This is a genomic window from Pseudomonas entomophila, assembly GCF_018417595.1.
GTDB lineage: Bacteria > Pseudomonadota > Gammaproteobacteria > Pseudomonadales > Pseudomonadaceae > Aquipseudomonas > Aquipseudomonas entomophila_C.
The window spans coordinates 3,387,674-3,408,571 of sequence record NZ_CP070982.1; the positions used below are offsets into that span (position 1 = coordinate 3,387,674).

Below are 20,898 nucleotides of genomic sequence, written 5' to 3' on the forward strand. Positions count from 1 at the left end.
CGGTCTTGGGGCGGCACGCCGCCTGCAATGCCTTCATGCGTCCACCTCGCCGGGCTTCACTTTCTCGCTACGGGCGCGTTTGCATGTCTTCACCCCTCCTGCGCATCGAGCGCCTGCACTGGTCACCCGCTGCCGGCGAAGCATGCCTGCTCGACGATGTCACGCTCGAAGTGCGCCCCGGCGAGTTCGTCGGTCTGATCGGCCCCAACGGCAGCGGCAAGACCAGCCTGCTGCGCTGCGCCTACCGCTTCAACCGCCCGCAGGCCGGGCGCGTGCTGCTCGACGGCGAGGATGTCTGGCAACGCCCGCCGCGCTGGGTGGCCCAGCGCATCGCGGTGATGTTGCAGGAATTCCCCGAGGACTTCGGCCTCAGTGTGCGCGACGTCGTCGCCATGGGCCGCACGCCGCACCTGGGCTGGCTCGACGGTGACGGCGACCCGGCGCCCATCGAGGCCGCCTTGCGCCAACTGGGCCTGGAAGACCGCGCCGGGCAAGGCTTCGCCCACCTGTCCGGTGGCGAAAAACAGCGTGTGCTGCTGGCCCGGGCCCTGGCCCAGCAACCACGCCTGCTGGTGCTGGACGAGCCGACCAACCACCTCGACCCGCGCTACCAGCTGGCGCTGCTGCAGCACCTGCGCGGCACCGGCCTGGGCCTGCTGGCGAGCTTCCACGACCTGAACCTGGCCGCGGCCTTCTGCGACCGCCTGTACGTCATCGAGCAAGGCCGCATCAAAGCGGGCGGCACGCCCGCCGAGGTACTGACCGAGCAGTGCCTGGCCGAAGTCTTCGGCACCCGTGCCCTGGTCGACCGCCACCCCTTGGCCCATCACCCGCGCATCACCTGGATCAGCCCCGCATGAAGCGATCGCTACTTACCCTGCTCGCCGCCCTGCCCCTTATGGCGGCGGCCGGCGACTACCCCGTGAACGTGCGCAGCTGCGACCGCACGGTGACCTTCCAGCAGGCACCGCAACGGGCGGTCAGCCACGACATCAACCTGACCGGCATGCTCCTGGCCCTCGGCCTGCGCGAGCGGATGATCGGCTACAGCGGCATCAGCGGCTGGAAGACCCTTGCCCCCTCCTTGAGCGAGGCACTGAAGGGCCTGCCGGAACTGGCGCCACGCTACCCTTCAGTGGAGAACCTGCTGGACGTGGACGCCGACTTCCTGTTCGCCGGCTGGGGCTACGGCATGGAGGTCGGTGGGACGCTCACCCCGCAGCGCCTGGCATCGTTCGGTATCCCGGTGTACGAGCTGAGCGAGTCGTGCTCGCGGATCATGCCCCGGCGCCCGGCGAGCCTCGACGACCTCTACACCGACCTCGACAACCTCGGGCGGATCTTCGCCGTGGCCCCGCGTGCGCAAACGCTGATCGCCGAGCTGCGCCAGCGGGTCGCCCGGGTTGCCCAGGCCCTCGCCAACGTCCACGACCGCCCCAAGGTGTTCCTCTACGACAGCGGCGAGGACCGCCCCACCACCTCCGGCAGCCTGGGCATGCCACAAGCGCTGATCGCGGCGGCCGGTGGCGACAACGTGATGGCCGACGTGCAGGCCAGCTGGACCGAAGTGAGCTGGGAAAGCGTTGTCGAGCGCGACCCCGAAGTGATCGCGATCGTCGACTACGGGCCGACCAGCTGGCAGCAGAAACGCGATTTCCTGCTCCAGCTCCCGGCGCTGGCCGATGTGAAAGCCATCCGCGAACGCCGCTTCGTGGTGCTGTCCTACCTGCAGGTGACGCCCTCGGTGGACAACGCCGACGCCATCGAGCAACTGGCCGCTGCCCTGCACCCGCAACTGTTCGCGCAGGCACGGCCGTGATGCCGCTGCGCAGCCCCTCGGCCTATCGGCTGCTGCTCGCAGGGCTGGTGCTTGCCCTGCTGCTGTCCTGCCTGGCTTCACTCGGTTTCGGCGCGGCCCAGGTGCCGCTGGTCAATGTGCTGGACATCGCCTTGAAACAGGCGGGACTCGCCGAGGCCGGCAACTTCAGCCGTGGCCAGGAGCAGATCGTCTGGCAGATTCGCGCGCCACGGGTGCTGCTCGGCGCGCTGGTGGGCGCCGGGCTGGCCATGGTAGGCGCCGCCTTGCAGGCCGTGACGCGCAATCCGCTGGCCGACCCGCACTTGCTGGGGGTCAGCTCCGGGGCCGTGCTTGGCGCCGTGCTGGTGGTGTTGTTCCTCGGCCCCTTCGCCGGTGTGCTGAGCCTGCCGCTGGCGGCGTTCCTCGGCGCCCTGGGCTGCATGCTGCTGGTGCTCGGCGTGGCCAGCCGGCGCGGCCGCCTGGACAGCGAGCGGCTGCTGCTGGCCGGCGTGGCGGTGTCGTTCGTGGTGATGGCGCTGGCCAACTTGCTGCTCTACACCGGCGACCCCCACGCCGCCAGCTCGGTGATGTTCTGGATGCTCGGCGGCCTGGGCCTGGCGCAGTGGTCGCTGCTGTGGCTGCCGGCCCTGGCCGTGCTCGCCGGGTTCATCCTGCTGATGAGCCTGGCCCGGGCGCTCAATGCCCTGATGAGCGGCGAGCAGACCGCCGTGAGCCTGGGCTTCGACACCCGCCGCGTGCGCGCCCAGGTGTTCGTCGGCACGGCGCTGCTCACCGGGGTGCTGGTGTCGCTGTCCGGGGCCATCGGTTTCGTCGGGTTGATGCTGCCGCACATGGCCCGGCGCCTGGTCGGCGCCGAGCATCGCCGGCTGTTGCCGACCTGCGCGTTGCTGGGGGCGTTGTTCATGGTCTGGGTCGACATGGGCGCGCGCACTTTGATCGCCCCCCAGGACCTGCCGATCGGCATCGCCACGGCGGCCATCGGCGGGCTGTTCTTCATCGCGCTGCTGCGCCGTCGCGGCTAAGCTCGGGCGTCACGCCCCGCAGCCCGCGCAGCGCCGCGCGCAGCTCGGCCGGGCGCACCGGCTTGGCCAGCACCGCGATGCCCCGCGCCTGCAACGCCGCCTGCAGCCGGTCGATATCGTGCCCGGTCATGATCAGCGCCGGCACCGCCCAGCCGCGCTGGGCGCGCAGGTAGTCGATGCAGTCGATGCCGGTGGCCTTCGGCCCCAGGTCGTAGTCGGCGACGATCACGTCACAGTCACTGGCCAGCCCCTCGGCCGAATCATGCGCCTGCACCTCGCAGCCCCAACGCTGCAACAGCGCGCAGGTGGCCTGCAGGACATTGTGGTCATCCTCCACCAGGCAAACGCGCAAACCGGTGAGCAGCCCGGCCTGCAAGGCCGGGTCGATGGCCGGCTTCGGCACTTGCGCCACAGCCCTGGGTAAGCCACTGAGGCGCACCGTGGTGCCGTGGCCGGGCCGTGAACGCAGGCTCACCGTCATGCCCATCAGGCGGCCCAGGCGCTGGACGATGGACAGCCCCAGGCCAACGCCCTCGACGTCCTTGTCGCGGGCCTCGCGCACCCGGTAGAACTCCTCGAACACCTTGCCCTGGTGCTCCTCGGCGATCCCCCGGCCCTGGTCGCAGATAACGATGGCCAGCCCCGTGCCACTGGGCCGCACCCCCACCAGCAACGGCCGGCCGGCGGCGTACTTGAAGCTGTTGGACAGCACGTTCTGCACCATGGTCGCCAGCATCCCGGGGTCGGCGCGGGTCCAGTGCCGGCTGGGCACCTGGCGCATCTCCACGCCCGCCCAGCGCGCCGCCTCGGCGTTCTGGCGCAGCAGCTCGCGCAAGAAGCCATCCACCGCGAAGGTCTCGAACTTCGGTTGCACCCGGCCGTTGTCCAGGGTGTAGAGGTCGAGGATCGAGCGAAACAGTTGCGAGACGTTGAGCAGCGAGCGGTCGATGCTGTCCACCAGGCGCCGCTCCTCGTCGCCCAAGTGCGCCTCGCGCAGGCAGGCGGTGAACAGGCCGATGGAGTGGATCGGCTGGCGCAGGTCATGGCTGGCCTGGGCCAGGAAGCGAGATTTTTCGCGGGTGGCGGCCTCGGCCAGGGCCGTGGCCTTGCGCGTGCGCTCCAGCAGCAGGTGGGCGTAGAACGGGATCAGCGTGCTGGTGGTCAGCAGCATTGGCAGCAGGAACGGCTGCTGCTGCCAGTAGGGCGTGAGCCACCACACCGCCACCAGCGCGCCCAGGGCCAGCACGGTGGCGATGGCCAGGTAGCGCGAGCCGAAGCGCATGCCGTTGCCCAGGTTGATCCAGACCATCACCGCATACAGCGGCAACGCGGCCTCGCCACCGACCACCAGGCCGAAACAGGTGCCGGTGTAGTCGCCCAGCATGCCGAAGATCCGCCGCGCCGGATAATGCCCGGGCCAGCGCTTGATGGCCTGGCGCATGCCCACCGACACCACTACGAAGGCCGCGTAGTAGAGCAGCACCGGCAAGTAGGTGGCGAGCGAGCGGCCCGGCAGGAAGCCCAGCAGGGCCACGTAGCTGATCGCGCACGAGGCGACGATGATGCGCAGGTTGGCCTGGTCCAGTTCGTTGTTCTTCTCGAACTTCATGGGTAACGTCCTTGTGCGCCAGTCGGCATCTTCGCGAACCGCTTGGGGAAACGGCGGTCCAACCCTGTTAAGTTAACATGTGTCGCAAGACAGGGAGTTTCACGACGTGAGTTGCCGCATCATCGTGGCGGATGATCATCCGCTGTTCAGGGACGCCATGGCCAGCACCGTGCGGCGCCTGCTGCCCGAAGCCGAAGTCGAGCAGGCCGGCACCCTCCAGGACGTGCTGCGGCTGGTCGCCCAGGGCGAAGCGCCCGACACCCTGATCCTCGACCTGCGCTTTCCCGGCCTGACCTGCATCGCCCGCCTCGCCGAGTTGCGCCAGCAGCTGCCGCGCACCGCGCTGGTGGTGCTCTCCATGGTCGACGATCCCGAAGTCATCAACGCCGTCATGGCCGCCGGGGCCGATGGATTCATCGGCAAGAGCCTCACCCCCGAGGAGATCGGCGCGGCCCTGCTTGCCGTGCGTGAGGGCGAAGTGGTGGTCAGGTATGCGCCGTCGGGCCTGCTGCATCAGGAGGGGGCCGACAGCGAGCTGGAACAGCTGACCCACCGCCAGCACGATGTGCTGCGCCTGATCGCCCAGGGCAAGACCAACAAGGAAATCGCCCGCGAGCTGGACATCTCGCCGTTTACCGTGCGCATCCATGTGTCGTCGCTGCTCAAGACCCTCAACGTGCCGACCCGCACTGCGGCGGCCGTGAAATATTCAGGTAACTGAAGCCTACCAAAGGCGCCGCCACACCTGTAGGAGCGGCTTCAGCCGCGATCACCCGCGAAGCGGGTGCCAGGCACCGCGTCACCTGCATCGCGGCTTAAGCCGCTCCTACAGAGACCTCAGGGTTTCCCCCATGGCCGAACCACCCTCGCCTCAGTATCCTTTCGCCCTCACGGACCACCCGGGACCCCGCGTCCCCCGCCTAGGAAGGCCCTTTCACGATGTCTGCCGCACCCGCCGATGCCGCGCTCACCACGCGCGAAATCCAGATCGCCATTGCCCCCCTCGACACCCTCCTCAGCGAAGACCTCGGCGCCACCGCCGCTTCCGTTGACCACTGGCTGCAGGAAATCAGCTACGGCCTGGTCGATTTGCAACTGCTGCGCCAGGCCGCCGAAACCGTACCCGCCATGTCCAACGCCCTGGCCTGCGTGGACGCGCTGATCGATATCCTCGAACTGGTCGAAAACCCTTCCCCCGACCCCCTGCTGTGGGTCAGCCTGGGCATCAACCTGATCGGCATCGTCCCCTACCCACCCGGCCTGTCCCGCGCCCGCACGGTGCTACGCCCGGTGCTGCAACTGACCCGCCAGACCCTGCGCCGCCGCCCCGGTGCGCACATCGGCGCGGTGATCCTGGAGATCATCGACGGCCACCTGCACGCTAATATCCGCGGTGCCCTGGAGCACTACGTGCGCGAGGCCCTGGCTCAGTTGCCAGCCATGCTCAGCGCCGCCGCGGAGACCGCGCGCCTGCTGTTCACCTCGTTGGCCAAGACCATTACCGCCGCCGCCCGTGGCAAGCTGGATGCCGCCAGCAGCCACCGCCTGGCCCGCGCACAAATGGCCCAGGTGGCGCTGTACGATTCGGCCCTCGAAACCGACGCCTGGCGCCTGGCCCTGTCGGCCCTGGCCAACGCCACCGAAGGCAGCCTCAAGGACGGCTACAACAGCGTCGCCCGTCACTTCAGCGGCGAGCTGGACAGCCTGCTCGGGCCGTTGATCCGCACCCTCGAAGACCTGGCCAAGGTCGTGCCCCAGCGCCTGCAGGCCCTGGGCAGCGCGGGTCTGGAAAACAGCATTGCCTGGCTGCTGACCCGCCTGATCGAGACCGTGCTGGCCAACCCACGCCGCCCGGGCATGGCCGTCGCCATCCGCCCCGGCGTTACTCACCAGGCCCGGCATGTCCACGCCGAAGGGCCGACCGAAGTGGTGCGCAGCCAGGTCCGCGCCAACAAGCAGCCCAAGCCCGAAAAGAACGGCCCCTGTGCCTGTACCGGTTTCAGCATCGGCCATGTGCTTGGTGATGAAACCCTTGCTCACCAGGATTTCAGTCTGTCCGGGCCGTTCCCGGTCAACTGGACGCGCACTTATAACTCGCGGCTGGCGGCCCTCGATCATGGTTCGCTCGGCGCCCGCTGGATTACCGAATTCACCACTTGTATCGATGTTGTGGAAAAAGGCGTGGTGTTCCACGACAGCGACGGCCGCAGCCACGACTACCCGCTGCCCAAGGTCGGCAAACCGCATTACGACCCGATTGAGTACATCAGCCTGGTGCGCACCGCCGAGCAGCAATTGGTATTGCTGCGTGGCCTGGACCGTCGCGAAACCTATGCCCGCCAGGGTGACCGCTTCTACCTGACGCATATCCAGCTGCGCAGTGGCGCCGGGGCGATGCTGCACTACGAGCACCAGTTCCAAGGTCGCCCGGTGCTGTCGGACATCAACACCTATTCCGACAACGACCCCGAAAAAGTCCACCTGCAACTGGGCACCCTGCTCGACGACCATGGGCATATTCAGGGCCTGTGGCAGGTGGTCGATGGCACGCCGCTGCGCCAGCTGTGCGGCTACCACTACGACACCCACGGCGACCTGATCGCCGCCCAGGACGAGCACGGCGCCGCCTGGCAGTACCAATACCAGCATCATTTGGTGACCCGCTACACCGACCGCACCGGGCGCGGCATCAACCTGGAATGGGACGGCAGCGGCCCGCACGCCAAGGCCATCCACGAGTGGGCCGACGACGGCAGCTTCGAGACCCGCCTGGCCTGGGACCCGAACATCCGCCTGACCTATGTCACCGACGCCCACGGCCAGGAAACCTGGCACTACTACGACGCCCTGGGCTACACCTACCGCCTGATCCACCCGGACGGCCGCGAGGAGTGGCTGTTCCGCGATCAGCGCAAGAACGTCATCCGCCACGTCCACCCCGACGGCAGCCAGGACCGCTACACCTACGATGAGCGCAGCAACCTGTTGCAGCACATCCGCGCCGACCACAGCACGGTGCATTACGCCTACGACGATCACGACCAGCCGATCAAGCTGCGGGATGCCGAGGGTGGCTTGTGGTTACGCGACTATGACGAGCGCGGCAACCTGGTCGAGAGCGTCGATCCGCTGGGCCATAAGACCGAGTTCGCCTACACCCCGGCCGGGCTGGTCAAGGCAATCAAGGATGCGTTGGGCAACGAGAAGACGCTCGCCTACAACGAGGCCGGGCAACTGCTTGAGTACACCGACTGCTCGGGCAAGACCAGCCAATGGACGTACAACGCCTTCGGCCAGCTGACCGCTTTCACCGATGCGGCCGGCAGCACGACCGCCTACGAGTACCAGGCCGGGCAGCTGGCCAAGGTTACCCACCCGGACAAGACCGAAGAACGCTTCAACTACGACGCCGAAGGGCGTCTGCTGGCGCATGTCGATGCCCTTGATCGCTGTACCACCTGGACCTACAACGCGGTCGGCCTGCTGAGCGAACGCGTCGACGCCAATGAGCACACCCTGCGTTATCGCTGGGACAAGCTCGGCCGCCTGATCGGGCTGGAAAACGAGAACACCAGCAAGGCCACCTTCCTCTACGACCCGGTGGGCCGGCTGCTGCAAGAAACTGGCTTCGATGGCCTGGTCACCCGCTACCAGTACGACCCGTACAGCGGTCGCCTCGCGAGCACCCAAGTTGGCCAACGCCGGATCGAGCTGACCTTCGACCCCATGGGCCGATTGAGTGAGCGCACGGCCCGTCTGGGTAACCAGAGCCAGAGCGAAACCTTCGCCTACGACGGCAACGGCCAGCTGATCCAGGCAGTCAACGCTGCCAGCAAGCTGCAATGGTTCCACGACGAAGCGGGTAACCTGACTCGCGAGCATCAGTATTATTTGGCCACCGGCACGCCGATGGTCGCGGTGTGGCAGCACGAGTACGACGCGCTCAATCAGCGCACCGCGACGATCCGTCCGGACGGGCACAAGGTCAGCTGGCTGACCTACGGCAGCGGCCACCTGCTCGGCATGACCCTCGACCAGCACGAGATGCTGGCCTATGAGCGGGATGACCTGCACCGCGAAATCGTGCGCCACCAGGGCAACAAGCTGATGCAGACCCAGGCCTGGGACCCGGCCGGGCGTTTGCAGGAGCAACTGCTGGGCAGCCATGACGGACAGTCCACGCTGCTCAAGCGCCAGTACCGTTATGACGCGGCGGGGCAACTGAGCAACATCCACGACAGCCGTCGGGGACCGTTGGAGTACCAGTACGATCCGGTGGGTCGCCTGCTTAAGGCCACCAGCCGCCTGGGTGTGGAGACCTTCGCCTTCGACCCGGCCGGCAACCTGCTGGACCAGAAAACCCAGGAACTCAACCGTCCGCTGGAAGCCGATCCACGCCGCAACAAGCTGATGGATAACCTGCTGCGCGAGTATGCCGGCACCCACTACAAATATGATGAACGCGGCAACCTGATTCACCGCCTGCACAACGGCTCCCACGCCCATTTCACCTGGGACCTGTTTGATCGGCTGACCTCTTACAACGATGACCAGCTCAAGGTCGACTACAGCTACGACGCCTTGGGTCGTCGTCTGCACAAGCATTCGGTGGCGCATTTCTGGGATCGCCCGGAAGCGGGGACCGGCTGGAACCAGTTGCAACGGGCCAAGCGTCAACGTGAACTTGGCTGTGGCTTCACCCTGTTTGGTTGGGATGGCGACACCCTGGCCTGGGAAAGCTCACCGCCGCGTGATGAAGGCGACACCGGCCGAACCGTGCATTACCTGTACGAGCCAAACAGTTTCGTGCCGGTCGCCCAGGCTCTGCGCAAGAGCCCGATCCGCCTGCACAAGCAGCCGGACTGGAGCCAGCGCGAGTACGACTTCGATCAGGACCCGCTGTGGCACACCGAGGTAAAACCGCAGCCCTTCGACGCCATCGCCTGGTACCACTGCGACCACCTCGGCACGCCGATGGAACTGACCGATGAGCAGGGCAATGTCGCTTGGGCGGGGCAGTACAAGGCCTGGGGTGAAGTCCGCGAGGAGCGCTCGGCATGGGCCAAGCAGCACGGCCTGGGCAACCCGCTGCGCTTCCAGGGCCAATACCACGATCATGAGACCGGGCTGCACTACAACCGCTATCGATACTACGATCCGCTGGCTGGACGGTTTGTCTGCCCGGATCCAATTAAATACGCGGGCGGCTACAATTTCCTCACATATGCGCCAAACCCGATAAACTGGATCGACCCTTACGGGTTAAGCGCTAGTACTGACGATTGCAAATGTGGGCCTAAAACACCTAAAACACTAGAAACGATTGCAAACCCACCTCAAGCGCCAGTGATACCTCCGGGCTGGGAGAGTCGTCCAGGTCGAAATGGGGGTGAAATCTATTACCCACCTGGCACAGATCCCGCGAAAGGGGAGCATATCCGTGTCATGCCGCCAGGCTCTTCGCCAGTGCCAGGGTATGAACATGGTTACTGGAGATGGCAAAACGAACATAAGCAACCGATGAACCCTGCCTCAGGTAAACCTGGCAAGGGACAAGGTGATACGCATGTTCCGCTACCACCTGATTCATTACCACCATTACGCCGCTAGCGATAAAGAACGAGGAAAATTAATGTACCAGCTACCAGAAGATTTTGATTTCGAGCTATTGTCGGGCTGCTACTTGGAAACAATTTGCTTTGGCGCCCAAGTGACTGTATTGAACTTTAAACGCCCACAACCTGCCCCAGGGACTAGGGCGTACACGGTGTCATTTGCTGTGGAGGGAGGCCTGACTTTCAACATAGGAGAGCATAATGGAAATCGAGATTTTAATGACCCCTACAGTAGCGTAGCACTACTCAATCTAATACTTAGCGATGTAAGCGGCGTGACAGCATCGGAACTCTCAAACCTGAAAATAAATTTCGGCACAGATGGCTATCTGACAATAATGTCATCTGATAGTAATGAGTTTGAAAGCTGCACCATATATCTAAATGATGGTGAAGTCGTAGTTATTTAATTTCGGTCAGTCGACGGAAGAATGATCCGTGCAGCTCGGTGAAAGTAGGGCGCAACGTATTGAGGGCGGCACCTTCCCCCTAAATACGTATAGCGTCACAATATCGAACCTTGCTGAGTGGCTGTCGGAGGCCTAGGTCGAGCCATATGAGCCTCAGTGCCTCATACCCAGCTCCGTATCATCCATAAGCGCCTTGGCCAGCGCGCTCAGGTAATACGACGCCCAGAGCAGTTGCGGCTTTTCTTCCATGATCCCGGCAATGGTCAGGTCGCGCACGCAGCCCATCAGTTCCGAGGCCTGTTCGCGGGCGTGCTGGCAGGGGATGCCAGGTTCGATGCAGAACGGCGGGGCGGTCTGGCCTTCGCCCTGGTAGAACTTGGTTTTGCCGGCAGTTGTGTTGGGGATGGTGTCGTCTGTGGTCATTGTTCAATTTCCCTGAAGTTGTTGGTGGCAGGGCGGGCCCTTTCGCCAGCAAGGCTGGCTGCTACAGGTGAATCGCAGCCCCGGTAGGAGCCAGCCTTGCTGGCGAACAGGGCCGGCCAGGGCTTAATGCAGCGTCTGCGGCTGCGCCGACATCTGCACCTGGATCAACGCCGACTCGAGCAACACACGCAGCGATTCTACTTCGTGGATCGACGCCATCATCAGAATCGTGGCTGGTGATCTGGGCTGGGCGTGCACGGCCTGATGGGCCACGGTCAGTGCGCACAGGGCGTACTCGGTGGCCTGGATGAGGGTGTCTTCGAGGGAGTGAGGGTGATGGGGTGGATCGGGAACGATCTTTAGCAGGGTCATAGTCCTGTTCGTCGAATGAGGACTACCACAGCCTGCTGTCAAACAAGAAGGTAGCAGCTGTACATGGGTTGACAGACCGGTGAACAAGACCAGAAACCGGCGCACACGAGGTGCCCCACGCACAGCTGCCATAACGGCAGGCCATGCGGTCTGTTCAGAGCGGCCTGCCAAGCCGGTCGCTGATTCAAGCGACCCGCCGAGACTAGAGCCGTGCCAGAACGACCGCAACGGAAAAAAGGCGGCGGGAGCATGTTTGGGAAATGGACTACAGGAAAGGGGTTAAATCTGATTTCCAGGCCAGAAAGGCAATCCCGTTCAGGATTGCCTGGCTCGGTCCAGGGCATTTGCGGTGCCGATGTTCGCCGGCAAGCCGGCTCCAACAGAGGTATCTGCAAGCGCCGTTATAACGCCCCGGCCGGCTTGCTGCCCGACACCCGCCAGCGCACCTCGGTAATGCCATAGCGCTCGGCCATCGGCCGGCTCATTTTCCTGATCTTCTCGCGCCCGAACTTCGGGATGATGCCGATACCCGCATCGCAACTGGCCCAATGCCAGGCCTCGGCGTTGTCCAGATGCTCCAGGCGGATGACGAAACTGCGTGGCTGGCTGTGCAGCAGGTATTCGATGACGTACAGCTGGGGACTTGGCATTGCTCGTGGCCCTCCCTTCTCCTTGGATGACGCCTTCATTGATCATCGGTCGCCGGTAAAGATTCAAAAAAATTGTCGGACACGTTCAGGCATGCACGCTCCACTGGGTGGCGTCCGCCTCGATAGGCACATCGTCGATGGCATGGATCAGCCCGCAGGCCAAGGCTTCCTGCGGGTCGAGAATACGAGGATGGGCCATCAGGTAGCGCGGCACATCCAGCACCTCGCCGGCACCCGCAGTGCGTTCGGCGACGATCTGCGCATACAGGCGCAGGTCGTAGTCCAGGCTCATGGCGTACTCCGCCATGCGCGCATGGTCCACCGCGCCGTGCAGGGTCCAGTGGAACGGGTGGAACAGGAACTTGCTGCAGGCGCAGGCCGTGCGGTGCGCGCCGGCCAGGAACAGGATATTGCCCATCGACTCGACCGTGCCGAGGTTGTGGGTGTGCACCGGCACGGGCAACGACAGCAGGAAGTTGTACAGGGTGAAGCCGTAGCTGCATTCGCCGCCCATGGTGGCGATGTTCAGTTGCAGCAGGTCCGCGCCCTGTTGCAAGGCCCGCGAACAGGTGTTGATCAGGTTGCCGCAGGTCGATGAATTGATCGGGCCGGTGTAGTGGATGATATGCCTGGCCATGCCGTTCTCCTGCGTCAATCCCGAGGGGTGCGCGCAGATGCGCTCCCAGATGCCTCATGCCACAGCTTGTAGCGCAACGCGCCACAGCGCCCGCAGCACAGGCAGGCCAATCCACTGCTTTCAAGGTTGGACAAGGTGCGCCATTGGCACCCGCGCAGCAGGCAGACAAGTTTCACCAGCCACCTCCTTGGCCCTCGCGGTAACGGGGCTCTTAACAGAAGTGACTGCACGACAGCCGGAAGGTTTGATCGAATGCGCAGTGCCGGGCGCGGCCGGCACTGCGAGGCCTCACTTACGAGCGGCCACCCTTGCGGCCGGACTCACTGTGGTCGGGTTTCTGGGTACCGCTGCTCTGGCCACCTTTGCGCCCGGCCTCCGCGGCTTTTTCCCGATCATTGGCAAAGTTGCCCGGGTTCTTCGAACCGCTCTGGTTGCCCATCCTGCTGTTCTCTTTGTTGGTCATGGTCTTCAACCTCGTATGGCTTGGGAATGCACAGCACTGCGCCGTACAAGGTTGGGAGTGCGGCCCGTTGGGGGGGATTCGTTTTTTTTGCCTACCGGGCGGACCGGTGGCGCTAAAGAACGGGTGGCGATTTATCTGGCACACAAGGGATCGGCGCTCCGTGGAAGCGCAACCGCCCTATTGACCATGGCGCAGGTGCTGGCTACTCTTTTACAACCTACCTATCGGTAGGTTGTATTTTTCAATGACGGATTTGCACCATGCTTGCCTCCTCCAACCTGCGCTTCGCCGCCTCCCTCGCCCTGATCGGCGCCCTCGGCCCCTCGGCCATCGACATGTACCTGGCCAGCCTGCCGGAGATGGCCCGCGATTTCGCCACCGGCTACCCCCAGGTGCAACTCACCCTCACCGTGTTCCTGTTGGCCATGGGCATCGGGCAATTGCTGTTCGGGCCGCTGGTGGACGCGCTGGGGCGCCGCCGACCGTTGCTCACCGGCCTGCTGCTGTTCAGCGTCACGGCGTTTGCCGCGGCGGCGGCCCCCACGCTGGAGGCGCTGCTGCTCGCTCGCCTGCTCCAGGGCCTGGCCAGCGCCCTCACCCTGGTGGTGATCATGAGCATGGTCCGCGACGTCGCCGAGGGTGCGCGGGCGGCGCAGATCTTCGCCCTGCTGATGACCATCGAGGGCCTGGCGCCGATTCTCGCGCCGGCCCTGGGCGGGGTGGTCGATGCCGCCTTTGGCTGGCGGGCGATCATGCTGGTGCTGGGTGCGCTGGGCGTGCTGACGCTGCTCAATTCCAGCCTGGCGCTGGGCGAAACCCTGCCTGCCGAGAAACGGGTACGCCTGGCACCCCGGCGGGTCTGGGCGGCCTACGCGCGGATCGCCACCGATGGCGCGTTCCTGCGCCCTGCCCTGGCCCTGTCGGCGGTGTTCTTCTTCCTGTTCGCCTACATCGCCGGCTCCGCGTACGTCTACCAGCAGCACTTCGGGCTCTCCAGCGCGCACTTCGGCCTGCTGTTCGGCGCCTGCGGCGTGGCCATCCTGCTGGGTGCGGCGTTGTCCGGGCGCTGGGTGACGCGCCACGGCGTGGCCCAGGTGGCCTGGTGGGGCGCGCTGGCCATGGGCGGCGGCGCGCTGCTGGCGGTGGCCGGTGGCGTGGCGGGTGGCGGCCTGGCGCTGCTGTTGGCGGGGGTGGCGCTGGCGTTGTTCGGCCTGGGGATTTGCGAAGCCACGCTGATGGCCCTGGCGATGTCCTCGCAACAACGCGATGTGGGCTCCACGGCGGCGCTGCTGGGTGCCCTGCAGTTGGGCATCGCTTCCAGCGCCACGCCCCTGGCCGGTTACCTGGCGACCCTGGGGCCGTTACCGTGGGCCTGGCTGCTGGCGGCCGCCGCGGTGGTCATCGTCGGTTTGACCCGCGCCGCCCTGGCACAGACAATCAGCGCCTCGCACTGCAGCGTCAACCCGGAGTGACCGCCTTGAAAACCCTTTCCCCTTCCGCCACGCGCATCTGCGACCACGCCGTCGAACACTTCGCCGAGCATGGCTACGACGGCTCGTCGCTGAACGAGATCGCGGCCCTGGCGGGGATGCGCAAGGCGTCGTTGTATGCCCATTTCGCCAACAAGGATGCGCTGTTCGTGCAGGCGTTCGAACGGGCGCTGGCTGATGAGACGGCCTATGTCGAGGCGGGTTTCGCCCACGAGGCGGCCGGCAAGGAGGCGCCGGGGCACTGGCACCCGCTGCACCTGGCCGAGCGCTACGCCGCCTCGGCCAACTTGCGCTTCGTGCTGCGCACGGCGTTCCTGCCGCCAGCATCGATCCATTCGCTGGTCACCGGGGGCTTTGAGCAGTACCTCGAACGGATCCGCCTGGGCTTCTGCCAGGCCCTGTGCGAACGCCACGCCTGGGCGCGCAGCGATGGCAACAAACTCGAGCTGTATGGCGATGCGTACCTGGGGATCATCGACAGCTTGCATGTGGAGCTGTTGTATGCGAACCCGGCGGTGTATGCGCGGCGGGCGGCGTCGTTGCTGAAGATCCTCGATGACTCGCTGCAGCTCGCCGCATGCCCCATGGATTCTGCGCGCCCCCTGTAGGAGCGGCTTCAGCCGCGATCACCAGCAACGCGGGTGCCAGCTACCGCGGTGTCTACATCGCGGCTGAAGCCGCTCCTACAGGGGTTGGTCACGGGTTCAGGGCTTGACCTTCTTCAGCTCGTTCAACAACCCCATCAACTGCTCCAGCTTGTCCGCGCCGAACTGGCGCTGGATCTCCTGGTAGTTGCGCTCCATCTCCTCGCTCATCGCCAGGAACGCCTGCTGCCCGCGCACGGTCAGGCTGATGAAGATCCGCCGCTGGTCTTCCGGCGACTTGCGCCGCGCCACCAGGCCGTCGCGCTCCAGGCGCTTGAGCACGCCGCTCATGCTGGGCTTGAGAATGCAGGCCAGGTCCGCCAGCTGGTGGCTTTCCAGCTCGCCCTGCTGGCGCAGGATGCGGATCACCCGCCACTGTTGCTCGGTCAGGTCGTGGGCATTGAGCGCCGGGCGGAAGAACGCCATGGTCGCCTCGCGGGCTTGCAGAAGGGTCAGGGTCAGGGAAGGTCGTGGAGTAGTCATCAGGGCAGATCGAAAGGCCGTTTTATTAAGATATTAATAAAGTGAAAACCATTTCACCCCGCCCTGTCCAGCACCTGTGAAAAGTACAAGCGCCTCCCGCAAAACGCCATTTTCCCGCATCCGCCGCGGTCGCACGATTGGCTTCATGCCTCTGGCCTGGAGCCTGCCGCCCCATGCACCGCTCAACGCAAGGCCGCCTGGCGCTGGCGGTACTCACCTGGCGCCATGCCCGCATGGCGCTGGAAGAAACGGCTGAAGTACGCCGGGTCCTTGAACCCCAGTTGATAGCAGATCTCGTTGGCCGAACCGCCGGTGAACAGCAGCAGGCGCCGCGCCTCCTGCATCAGCCGCTCGAACACCAGGCGCTTGGACGGCAGGTCGGCGATACGCCGGCAGATGTCGTTGAGCCGCGCCTCGGTCACGCCCAGGGCGTCGGCATAGGCCGGCAATGCCCAGTGCTCAAGATAGTGGCGTTCGATCAGCTCGTTGAAACGGTGGAACACCTGCAGGTCTTCATGCCGCGCCGGCGTCGCCTCCAGCGAATTGGCGCACAGGCGCAGCAGGCTGATCATCACCAGCCGCGCCAGGTCCTGCACCGCCGTGCCCTGCCCCGCCTGGCCATGGCCGATCTCGCTGCCCAACAGGTCGAACAGTTGCTCCAGGCGCCGCGCCTCTTCATGTGCCTGGCCTTGCAGACGCCCCAGCGCAACGCAGGCCGGCGGCAAGCGCGGCCCGGCCATCAGTCCCGGCTCGGCCTGCAGCAATTGCCAGACCAGTTGCTGGCGCACGGTCAGCACATGGCCGTCGGCGTCGGCTTCGGTGACGAAGGCATGGGGGACGGTCGGCGGCGTGAGGAAGAACATCGGGCCCGACTCGTGGTAGCGCTGCTCGTCCAGGTAGACCCGCACGCTGCCAGTCTTCACGTAGTGCACCTGGAAGAAGCGGTCGTGGCGGTGCACCGGCATGTTGCGGCCAAAAAAGCCGGCCAGGTTGCCGAGCCTGTCGTAGTGCACCTCGCTGTCGCTGTAGCGCTGGTCGTAGACCTGACCGATGTTGATGTTGGGGATCGGCTGTCGCTCTTTCATTGTTGTTCTCGCAGCGGTGAAACGTGCCGGGGAAACCATCGTAGCACCCCCGCACCGCGGCGAACGCCTTGACGATCGTTAACATATTAAATATAACGTTAACACATTAACAAAAACACCGCGAAGCACCCCGAGCGCTTCGTCCACCGCAGGAGAAAAGCATGAGCCGTGCCTTGCACGAGGTCGCCAGCGGCAGCCTGTTCGGCGTCGCCCTGAACTATCAGGGCCTGCTGCAGCAGCACCTGGCGTCCTTCCACGAAGCGCCGTACCAGCAACCACCGGTCAAGCCGGTGCTGTTCATCAAAACCCCGAATACCCGCAACAGCCACGGCCAGGCCGTCACCTACCCTGCGGCAGTCAATCGCCTGCAACCAGGCCCGGCGCTGGGTGTTGTGATGGGCAGGGACGCCAGCCGCGTCAGCGCCGAGAACGCCCTCGAGTACGTGGCCGGCTACACCATCGTCAATGAATTCAGCCTGCCGGAAGACAGCTACTACCGCCCGGCGGTCAAGGCCAAGTGCCGCGACGGCTTCTGCCCGCTCGGGCCGCAACTGGTGCCAGCGGCGCAAGTGGCCAACCCCGATGCGCTGGGCATTCGCCTGTGGGTCAACGGTGAGTTGCGCCAGCACAACAACACCGCCAATTGCGTGCGCAGCGTGGCGCAATTGATCGCCCAGATCAGCGAGTTCATGACCCTGCATGCCGGCGACGTGCTGATCACCGGCACCCCGGAAGGCCGCGTCGACGTGCTGCCCGGTGACCGGGTGACGGTCGAGATCGACGGCCTCGGCCAGCTGACCAACCCCATCGTCGCCGAACAAGGACTCGCCCCATGAAGCACGCCCGTATCCAGTTCGACGGTCAGGTCCACCAGGTCACCGTCGAAGACGATCACTACCTGCGCCTGGCCGACGGCCGCCGTGTGCACGCCGACCAGGTCACCTGGTTGCCGCCCGCCACCGGCACCATGTTCGCCCTGGGCCTGAACTACGCCGACCACGCCGCCGAGCTGGCCTTCACCCCGCCCACCGAGCCGCTGGCCTTCATCAAGTCGCCGGGTACCTACACCGGGCACGGCCAGGTCACCTGGCGCCCGGACAACGTGCAATACATGCACTACGAGTGCGAGCTGGTGGCGGTGATCGGCAAGCCCGCGCGCAACGTCAAGCGCGAGGACGCCCTGGACTACCTGGCCGGCTACACGGTGTGCAATGACTACGCCATCCGCGACTTTCTCGAGAACTACTACCGCCCCAACCTGCGGGTGAAGAACCGCGACGCCACCACCCCGGTCGGCCCGTGGATCGTCGATGTCGCCGATGTGCCAGACCCATCGAACCTGACCCTGCGCACCTGGATCAACGGCGAGCTGAAACAGCAAGGCAGCACCGCCGACATGATCTTCGACATCCCCTACCTCATCGAATACTTCTCCAGCTTCATGACCCTGCAACCCGGCGACATGATCGCCACCGGCACCCCGGAAGGCCTGGCCGACGTGGTGCCGGGCGACGAAGTGGTGGTGGAGGTGGAAGGCGTTGGCCGCCTGGTCAACCGCATCGTCAGCGAAACCGCGTTCTTCGCCCGCAACGCACAAGAGGCAACAGCATGATCAAGCACTGGATCAACGGCCGCGAAGTCGAGAGCCGTGACACCTTCGTCAACTACAACCCGGCCACCGGCGAAGCCATCGGCGAAGTGGCCAGCGGTGGCGCCGAGGAAGTCGCCCTGGCCGTGGCCGCGGCCAAGGATGCCTTCCCGAAGTGGGCCAACACCCCGGCCAAGGAACGTGCGCGGCTGATGCGTCGCCTGGGCGAGCTGATCGACCAGAACGTGCCGCAACTGGCCGAGCTGGAGACCCTGGACACCGGCCTGCCGATCCACCAGACGCGCAATGTGCTGATTCCCCGCGCCTCGCACAACTTCGACTTCTTCGCCGAAGTGTGCACGCGCATGGATGGCCACAGCTACCCGGTCGACGACCAGATGCTCAACTACACCCTGTACCAGCCGGTGGGCGTGTGCGGGCTGGTGTCGCCGTGGAACGTGCCGTTCATGACCGCCACCTGGAAGACCGCGCCGTGCCTGGCCCTGGGCAACACGGCGGTGCTGAAGATGAGCGAGTTGTCGCCGCTCACCGCCAACGAGCTGGGCCGCCTGGCGGTCGAGGCCGGCATCCCCAACGGTGTGCTGAACGTGATCCAGGGCTATGGCGCCACGGCCGGCGACGCCCTGGTGCGCCACCCGGACGTGCGGGCCATCTCCTTCACCGGCGGCACCGCCACCGGCAAGAAGATCATGCAGACCGCGGGCCTGAAGAAGTACTCCATGGAGCTGGGCGGCAAGTCGCCGGTGCTGATCTTCGAGGACGCCGACCTGGACCGTGCGCTGGACGCCGCGCTGTTCACCATCTTCTCGCTCAACGGCGAACGCTGCACCGCCGGCAGCCGCATCTTCATCCAGCAGAGCGTGTACGCGCAGTTCGTCGCCGAGTTCGCCGCCCGCGCCAAGCGCCTGATCGTCGGCGACCCGACCGACCCTAAGACCCAGGTCGGCTCGATGATCACCCAGCAGCACTATGACAAGGTCACTGGCTATATCCGCATCGGCATCGAGGAAGGTGCGCGCCTGGTCGCGGGCGGCCTTGAACGCCCGGCCGGCCTGCCGGCGCACCTGGCCAAGGGGCAGTTCATCCAGCCCACCGTGTTCGCCGACGTCGACAACCGCATGCGTATCGCCCAGGAGGAGATCTTCGGCCCGGTGGCCTGCCTGATCCCGTTCAAGGACGAAGCCGAGGCGCTACAGTTGGCCAACGACACCGAATACGGGCTGGCCTCGTACATCTGGACCCAGGACATTGGCAAGGCTCACCGCCTGGCCCGGGGCATCGAGGCCGGGATGGTGTTCATCAACAGCCAGAACGTGCGCGACCTGCGCCAGCCGTTTGGTGGGGTGAAGGGTTCGGGCACCGGACGCGAAGGTGGGCAGTACAGCTTCGAGGTGTTCGCCGAGATCAAGAACGTGTGCCTGTCCATGGGCAGTCATCACATCCCGCGCTGGGGGGTGTAGCCGGGATGGCCCTTCGCGGGTGAACCCGCTCCTACAGGTACCGCGGCGCGGCACCTGTAGGCGCCGGTTTTACCGGCGAATGGGCTGCAGGACACATCAGTCCCGAGGATTGATTCGAGGGCAATGCCCTCGCCATGGAAACCAAAAACAACAACCCTTCACAGGAGACACACCATGGGCAAACTCGCGCTCGCCGCCAAGATCACCCACGTGCCCTCGATGTACCTGTCCGAACTGCCCGGCCCGCGCCAGGGCTTCCGCCAGGCGGCCATCGATGGCCACCACGAGATCGGCCGCCGCTGCCGCGCCCTGGGCGTGGACACCCTCGTGGTGTTCGACACCCACTGGCTGGTCAACGCCAACTACCACATCAACTGCGCCGCGCATTTCGAAGGGTTGTACACCAGCAACGAGCTGCCGCACTTCATCGCCAACATGAACTATGGCTTCCCCGGCAACCCCGAGCTGGGGCGCATCCTCGCCGAGCAATGCAACCGTCTGGGCGTCGAGACCATGGCCCACGACGCCACCACCCTCGCCCCGGAATACGGCACCCTGGTGCCGATGCGCTACATGAACGCCGACCAGCATTTCAAGGTGATCTCGGTCTCGGCCCTGTGCACGTCGCATTATCTGAACGACAGCGCCCGCCTCGGCTGGGCCATGCGCAAGGCGGTCGAGGAGCATTACGACGGCAGCGTCGCCTTCCTCGCCAGTGGCTCGCTGTCGCACCGCTTCGCCCAGAACGGCCAGGCGCCGGACTTCGCCACCAAGGTGTGGAGCCCATTCCTGGAAACCCTCGACCACCGGGTGGTGCAAATGTGGCAGGACGGTGACTGGGCCGACTTCTGCGCGATGCTGCCGGAGTACGCGGTCAAGGGCCACGGCGAAGGCTTCATGCACGACACCGCCATGCTGCTCGGTGCCCTCGGCTGGTCGAGGTACGACGGCAAGGCCGAAGTGGTCACGCCCTACTTCGGCTCGTCCGGCACCGGGCAGATCAACGCGATCTTCCCGGTCACCCCCCAGGATGGCGCCGCCATCCCCGCCGCCCAGGCCTCGAACCCGGCCGGCGCCGCCGCCACCAGCCGCCTGTAGGGAGACGCG

The 20,898-nt window shown here is 65.4% G+C and carries 21 protein-coding genes; 12 read left to right on the forward strand and 9 right to left on the reverse strand.

The genetic code is table 11. The annotated features are described in order from the left end of the window. Window positions 1-83 precede the first annotated feature (83 nt). The 3 genes from JYG34_RS14760 to JYG34_RS14770 are packed head-to-tail and all read left to right on the forward strand — an operon-like array spanning window position 84 to window position 2,841. Window positions 84-860, forward strand: coding sequence for an ABC transporter ATP-binding protein (locus tag JYG34_RS14760; RefSeq protein ID WP_213657145.1), 777 nt, complete (start codon window positions 84-86; stop codon window positions 858-860). Then, window positions 857-1,819 carry an ABC transporter substrate-binding protein gene (locus JYG34_RS14765; RefSeq protein WP_213657146.1) on the forward strand — a complete coding sequence of 321 codons (963 nt, stop codon included), beginning with the start codon at window positions 857-859 and terminating at the stop codon, window positions 1,817-1,819. Before JYG34_RS14760 ends, JYG34_RS14765 begins: the two co-directional genes overlap by 4 nt. Further along, the gene (locus JYG34_RS14770; protein ID WP_213657147.1) at window positions 1,819-2,841 is read left to right on the forward strand and encodes a FecCD family ABC transporter permease; all 1,023 of its coding nucleotides are present in this window, start codon (window positions 1,819-1,821) and stop codon (window positions 2,839-2,841) included. Before JYG34_RS14765 ends, JYG34_RS14770 begins: the two co-directional genes overlap by 1 nt. Here the strand turns inward: JYG34_RS14770 and JYG34_RS14775 are convergent. Beyond that, the gene (locus JYG34_RS14775) at window positions 2,813-4,450 is read right to left on the reverse strand and encodes an ATP-binding response regulator (protein ID WP_213657148.1); all 1,638 of its coding nucleotides are present in this window, start codon (window positions 4,448-4,450) and stop codon (window positions 2,813-2,815) included. The two genes, JYG34_RS14770 and JYG34_RS14775, sit on opposite strands and share 29 nt — an antisense overlap. Before the next feature lie 106 nt (window positions 4,451-4,556). Between JYG34_RS14775 and JYG34_RS14780 the strand changes: the two genes are divergently transcribed. From JYG34_RS14780 to JYG34_RS14790, 3 genes are all read left to right on the forward strand, one after another. Beyond that, complete coding sequence (locus JYG34_RS14780) at window positions 4,557-5,171, forward strand: LuxR C-terminal-related transcriptional regulator (protein ID WP_213657149.1); 615 nt, start codon at window positions 4,557-4,559, stop codon at window positions 5,169-5,171. A 218-nt stretch (window positions 5,172-5,389) separates the two neighbouring features. Then, window positions 5,390-10,060, forward strand: coding sequence for an RHS repeat-associated core domain-containing protein (locus JYG34_RS14785; RefSeq protein WP_249746168.1), 4,671 nt, complete (start codon window positions 5,390-5,392; stop codon window positions 10,058-10,060). Further along, a complete protein-coding gene (locus tag JYG34_RS14790; RefSeq protein ID WP_213657150.1) occupies window positions 10,017-10,475 on the forward strand; it encodes a hypothetical protein in 459 nt (152 codons plus the stop codon). Before JYG34_RS14785 ends, JYG34_RS14790 begins: the two co-directional genes overlap by 44 nt. Window positions 10,476-10,628: 153 nt before the next feature. Here the strand turns inward: JYG34_RS14790 and JYG34_RS14795 are convergent, their stop codons facing one another. From JYG34_RS14795 to JYG34_RS14815, 6 genes are all read right to left on the reverse strand, one after another. Further along, window positions 10,629-10,898, reverse strand: a complete 270-nt coding sequence (locus tag JYG34_RS14795; protein ID WP_213657151.1) for a DUF3077 domain-containing protein — start codon at window positions 10,896-10,898, stop codon at window positions 10,629-10,631. Window positions 10,899-11,021: 123 nt separating this feature from the next. Continuing rightward, window positions 11,022-11,264 (reverse strand): hypothetical protein, encoded by a 243-nt coding sequence (locus JYG34_RS14800; protein WP_213661194.1) that lies wholly within the window; start codon window positions 11,262-11,264, stop codon window positions 11,022-11,024. A 407-nt stretch (window positions 11,265-11,671) separates the two neighbouring features. Then, window positions 11,672-11,920: a DUF6555 family protein gene (locus JYG34_RS14805; protein WP_011534233.1), complete on the reverse strand. Its 249-nt coding sequence runs from the start codon at window positions 11,918-11,920 to the stop codon at window positions 11,672-11,674. Window positions 11,921-12,005: 85 nt separating this feature from the next. Further along, window positions 12,006-12,557, reverse strand: a complete 552-nt coding sequence (locus JYG34_RS14810) for an ATP-dependent Clp protease proteolytic subunit (protein WP_213657152.1) — start codon at window positions 12,555-12,557, stop codon at window positions 12,006-12,008. A 14-nt stretch (window positions 12,558-12,571) separates the two neighbouring features. Next, a complete protein-coding gene (locus tag JYG34_RS26460) occupies window positions 12,572-12,733 on the reverse strand; it encodes a PSPA7_2676 family Cys-rich small protein (RefSeq protein WP_283811763.1) in 162 nt (53 codons plus the stop codon). A 116-nt stretch (window positions 12,734-12,849) separates the two neighbouring features. After that, window positions 12,850-13,020, reverse strand: a complete 171-nt coding sequence (locus tag JYG34_RS14815; RefSeq protein WP_213657153.1) for a general stress protein — start codon at window positions 13,018-13,020, stop codon at window positions 12,850-12,852. Between the two features lie 260 nt (window positions 13,021-13,280). On the opposite strand from JYG34_RS14815, the gene JYG34_RS14820 reads away from it, so the two are divergent. Further along, a complete protein-coding gene (locus tag JYG34_RS14820) occupies window positions 13,281-14,492 on the forward strand; it encodes a Bcr/CflA family efflux MFS transporter (RefSeq protein ID WP_213657154.1) in 1,212 nt (403 codons plus the stop codon). 5 nt (window positions 14,493-14,497) lie between these two features. After that, window positions 14,498-15,118, forward strand: coding sequence for a TetR/AcrR family transcriptional regulator (locus JYG34_RS14825; protein WP_213657155.1), 621 nt, complete (start codon window positions 14,498-14,500; stop codon window positions 15,116-15,118). A gap of 96 nt (window positions 15,119-15,214) precedes the next feature. On the opposite strand, the gene hpaR is transcribed toward JYG34_RS14825, so the two are convergent. Continuing rightward, window positions 15,215-15,637: a homoprotocatechuate degradation operon regulator HpaR gene (hpaR, locus tag JYG34_RS14830; RefSeq protein ID WP_213657156.1), complete on the reverse strand. Its 423-nt coding sequence runs from the start codon at window positions 15,635-15,637 to the stop codon at window positions 15,215-15,217. A 182-nt stretch (window positions 15,638-15,819) separates the two neighbouring features. Further along, a complete protein-coding gene (gene hpaA / locus JYG34_RS14835; RefSeq protein WP_213657157.1) occupies window positions 15,820-16,722 on the reverse strand; it encodes a 4-hydroxyphenylacetate catabolism regulatory protein HpaA in 903 nt (300 codons plus the stop codon). 161 nt (window positions 16,723-16,883) lie between these two features. On the opposite strand from hpaA, the gene JYG34_RS14840 reads away from it, so the two are divergent. The 4 genes from JYG34_RS14840 to hpaD all read left to right on the forward strand — a co-directional run bounded on the left by JYG34_RS14840 (window position 16,884) and on the right by hpaD (window position 20,889). Next, window positions 16,884-17,558, forward strand: coding sequence for a fumarylacetoacetate hydrolase family protein (locus JYG34_RS14840; RefSeq protein WP_213657158.1), 675 nt, complete (start codon window positions 16,884-16,886; stop codon window positions 17,556-17,558). Then, window positions 17,555-18,334 (forward strand): fumarylacetoacetate hydrolase family protein, encoded by a 780-nt coding sequence (locus tag JYG34_RS14845; RefSeq protein ID WP_213657159.1) that lies wholly within the window; start codon window positions 17,555-17,557, stop codon window positions 18,332-18,334. Before JYG34_RS14840 ends, JYG34_RS14845 begins: the two co-directional genes overlap by 4 nt. Continuing rightward, a complete protein-coding gene (gene hpaE, locus JYG34_RS14850) occupies window positions 18,331-19,791 on the forward strand; it encodes a 5-carboxymethyl-2-hydroxymuconate semialdehyde dehydrogenase (protein WP_213657160.1) in 1,461 nt (486 codons plus the stop codon). The genes JYG34_RS14845 and hpaE overlap by 4 nt, the downstream gene beginning before the upstream one ends. A 174-nt stretch (window positions 19,792-19,965) precedes the next feature. Then, a complete protein-coding gene (gene hpaD / locus JYG34_RS14855) occupies window positions 19,966-20,889 on the forward strand; it encodes a 3,4-dihydroxyphenylacetate 2,3-dioxygenase (RefSeq protein ID WP_213657161.1) in 924 nt (307 codons plus the stop codon). The last annotated feature ends 9 nt before the right edge of the window (window positions 20,890-20,898 follow it).

Bases quoted from the DNA above. Each gene is read 5' to 3' on its own strand.
- hpaE (WP_213657160.1), top strand. From the start codon at position 18,331: ATGATCAAGCACTGGATCAACGGCCGCGAAGTCGAGAGCCGTGACACC.
- JYG34_RS14795 (WP_213657151.1), bottom strand. From the start codon at position 10,898: ATGACCACAGACGACACCATCCCCAACACAACTGCCGGCAAAACCAAG.
- JYG34_RS14820 (WP_213657154.1), top strand. From the start codon at position 13,281: ATGCTTGCCTCCTCCAACCTGCGCTTCGCCGCCTCCCTCGCCCTGATC.
- JYG34_RS14840 (WP_213657158.1), top strand. From the start codon at position 16,884: ATGAGCCGTGCCTTGCACGAGGTCGCCAGCGGCAGCCTGTTCGGCGTC.
- JYG34_RS14760 (WP_213657145.1), top strand. From the start codon at position 84: ATGTCTTCACCCCTCCTGCGCATCGAGCGCCTGCACTGGTCACCCGCT.
- JYG34_RS14765 (WP_213657146.1), top strand. From the start codon at position 857: ATGAAGCGATCGCTACTTACCCTGCTCGCCGCCCTGCCCCTTATGGCG.
- hpaA (WP_213657157.1), bottom strand. From the start codon at position 16,722: ATGAAAGAGCGACAGCCGATCCCCAACATCAACATCGGTCAGGTCTAC.
- JYG34_RS14805 (WP_011534233.1), bottom strand. From the start codon at position 11,920: ATGCCAAGTCCCCAGCTGTACGTCATCGAATACCTGCTGCACAGCCAG.
- JYG34_RS14770 (WP_213657147.1), top strand. From the start codon at position 1,819: ATGCCGCTGCGCAGCCCCTCGGCCTATCGGCTGCTGCTCGCAGGGCTG.
- JYG34_RS14845 (WP_213657159.1), top strand. From the start codon at position 17,555: ATGAAGCACGCCCGTATCCAGTTCGACGGTCAGGTCCACCAGGTCACC.
- JYG34_RS14775 (WP_213657148.1), bottom strand. From the start codon at position 4,450: ATGAAGTTCGAGAAGAACAACGAACTGGACCAGGCCAACCTGCGCATC.
- JYG34_RS14790 (WP_213657150.1), top strand. From the start codon at position 10,017: ATGTTCCGCTACCACCTGATTCATTACCACCATTACGCCGCTAGCGAT.
- JYG34_RS14815 (WP_213657153.1), bottom strand. From the start codon at position 13,020: ATGACCAACAAAGAGAACAGCAGGATGGGCAACCAGAGCGGTTCGAAG.
- JYG34_RS14785 (WP_249746168.1), top strand. From the start codon at position 5,390: ATGTCTGCCGCACCCGCCGATGCCGCGCTCACCACGCGCGAAATCCAG.
- JYG34_RS14810 (WP_213657152.1), bottom strand. From the start codon at position 12,557: ATGGCCAGGCATATCATCCACTACACCGGCCCGATCAATTCATCGACC.
- hpaD (WP_213657161.1), top strand. From the start codon at position 19,966: ATGGGCAAACTCGCGCTCGCCGCCAAGATCACCCACGTGCCCTCGATG.
- hpaR (WP_213657156.1), bottom strand. From the start codon at position 15,637: ATGACTACTCCACGACCTTCCCTGACCCTGACCCTTCTGCAAGCCCGC.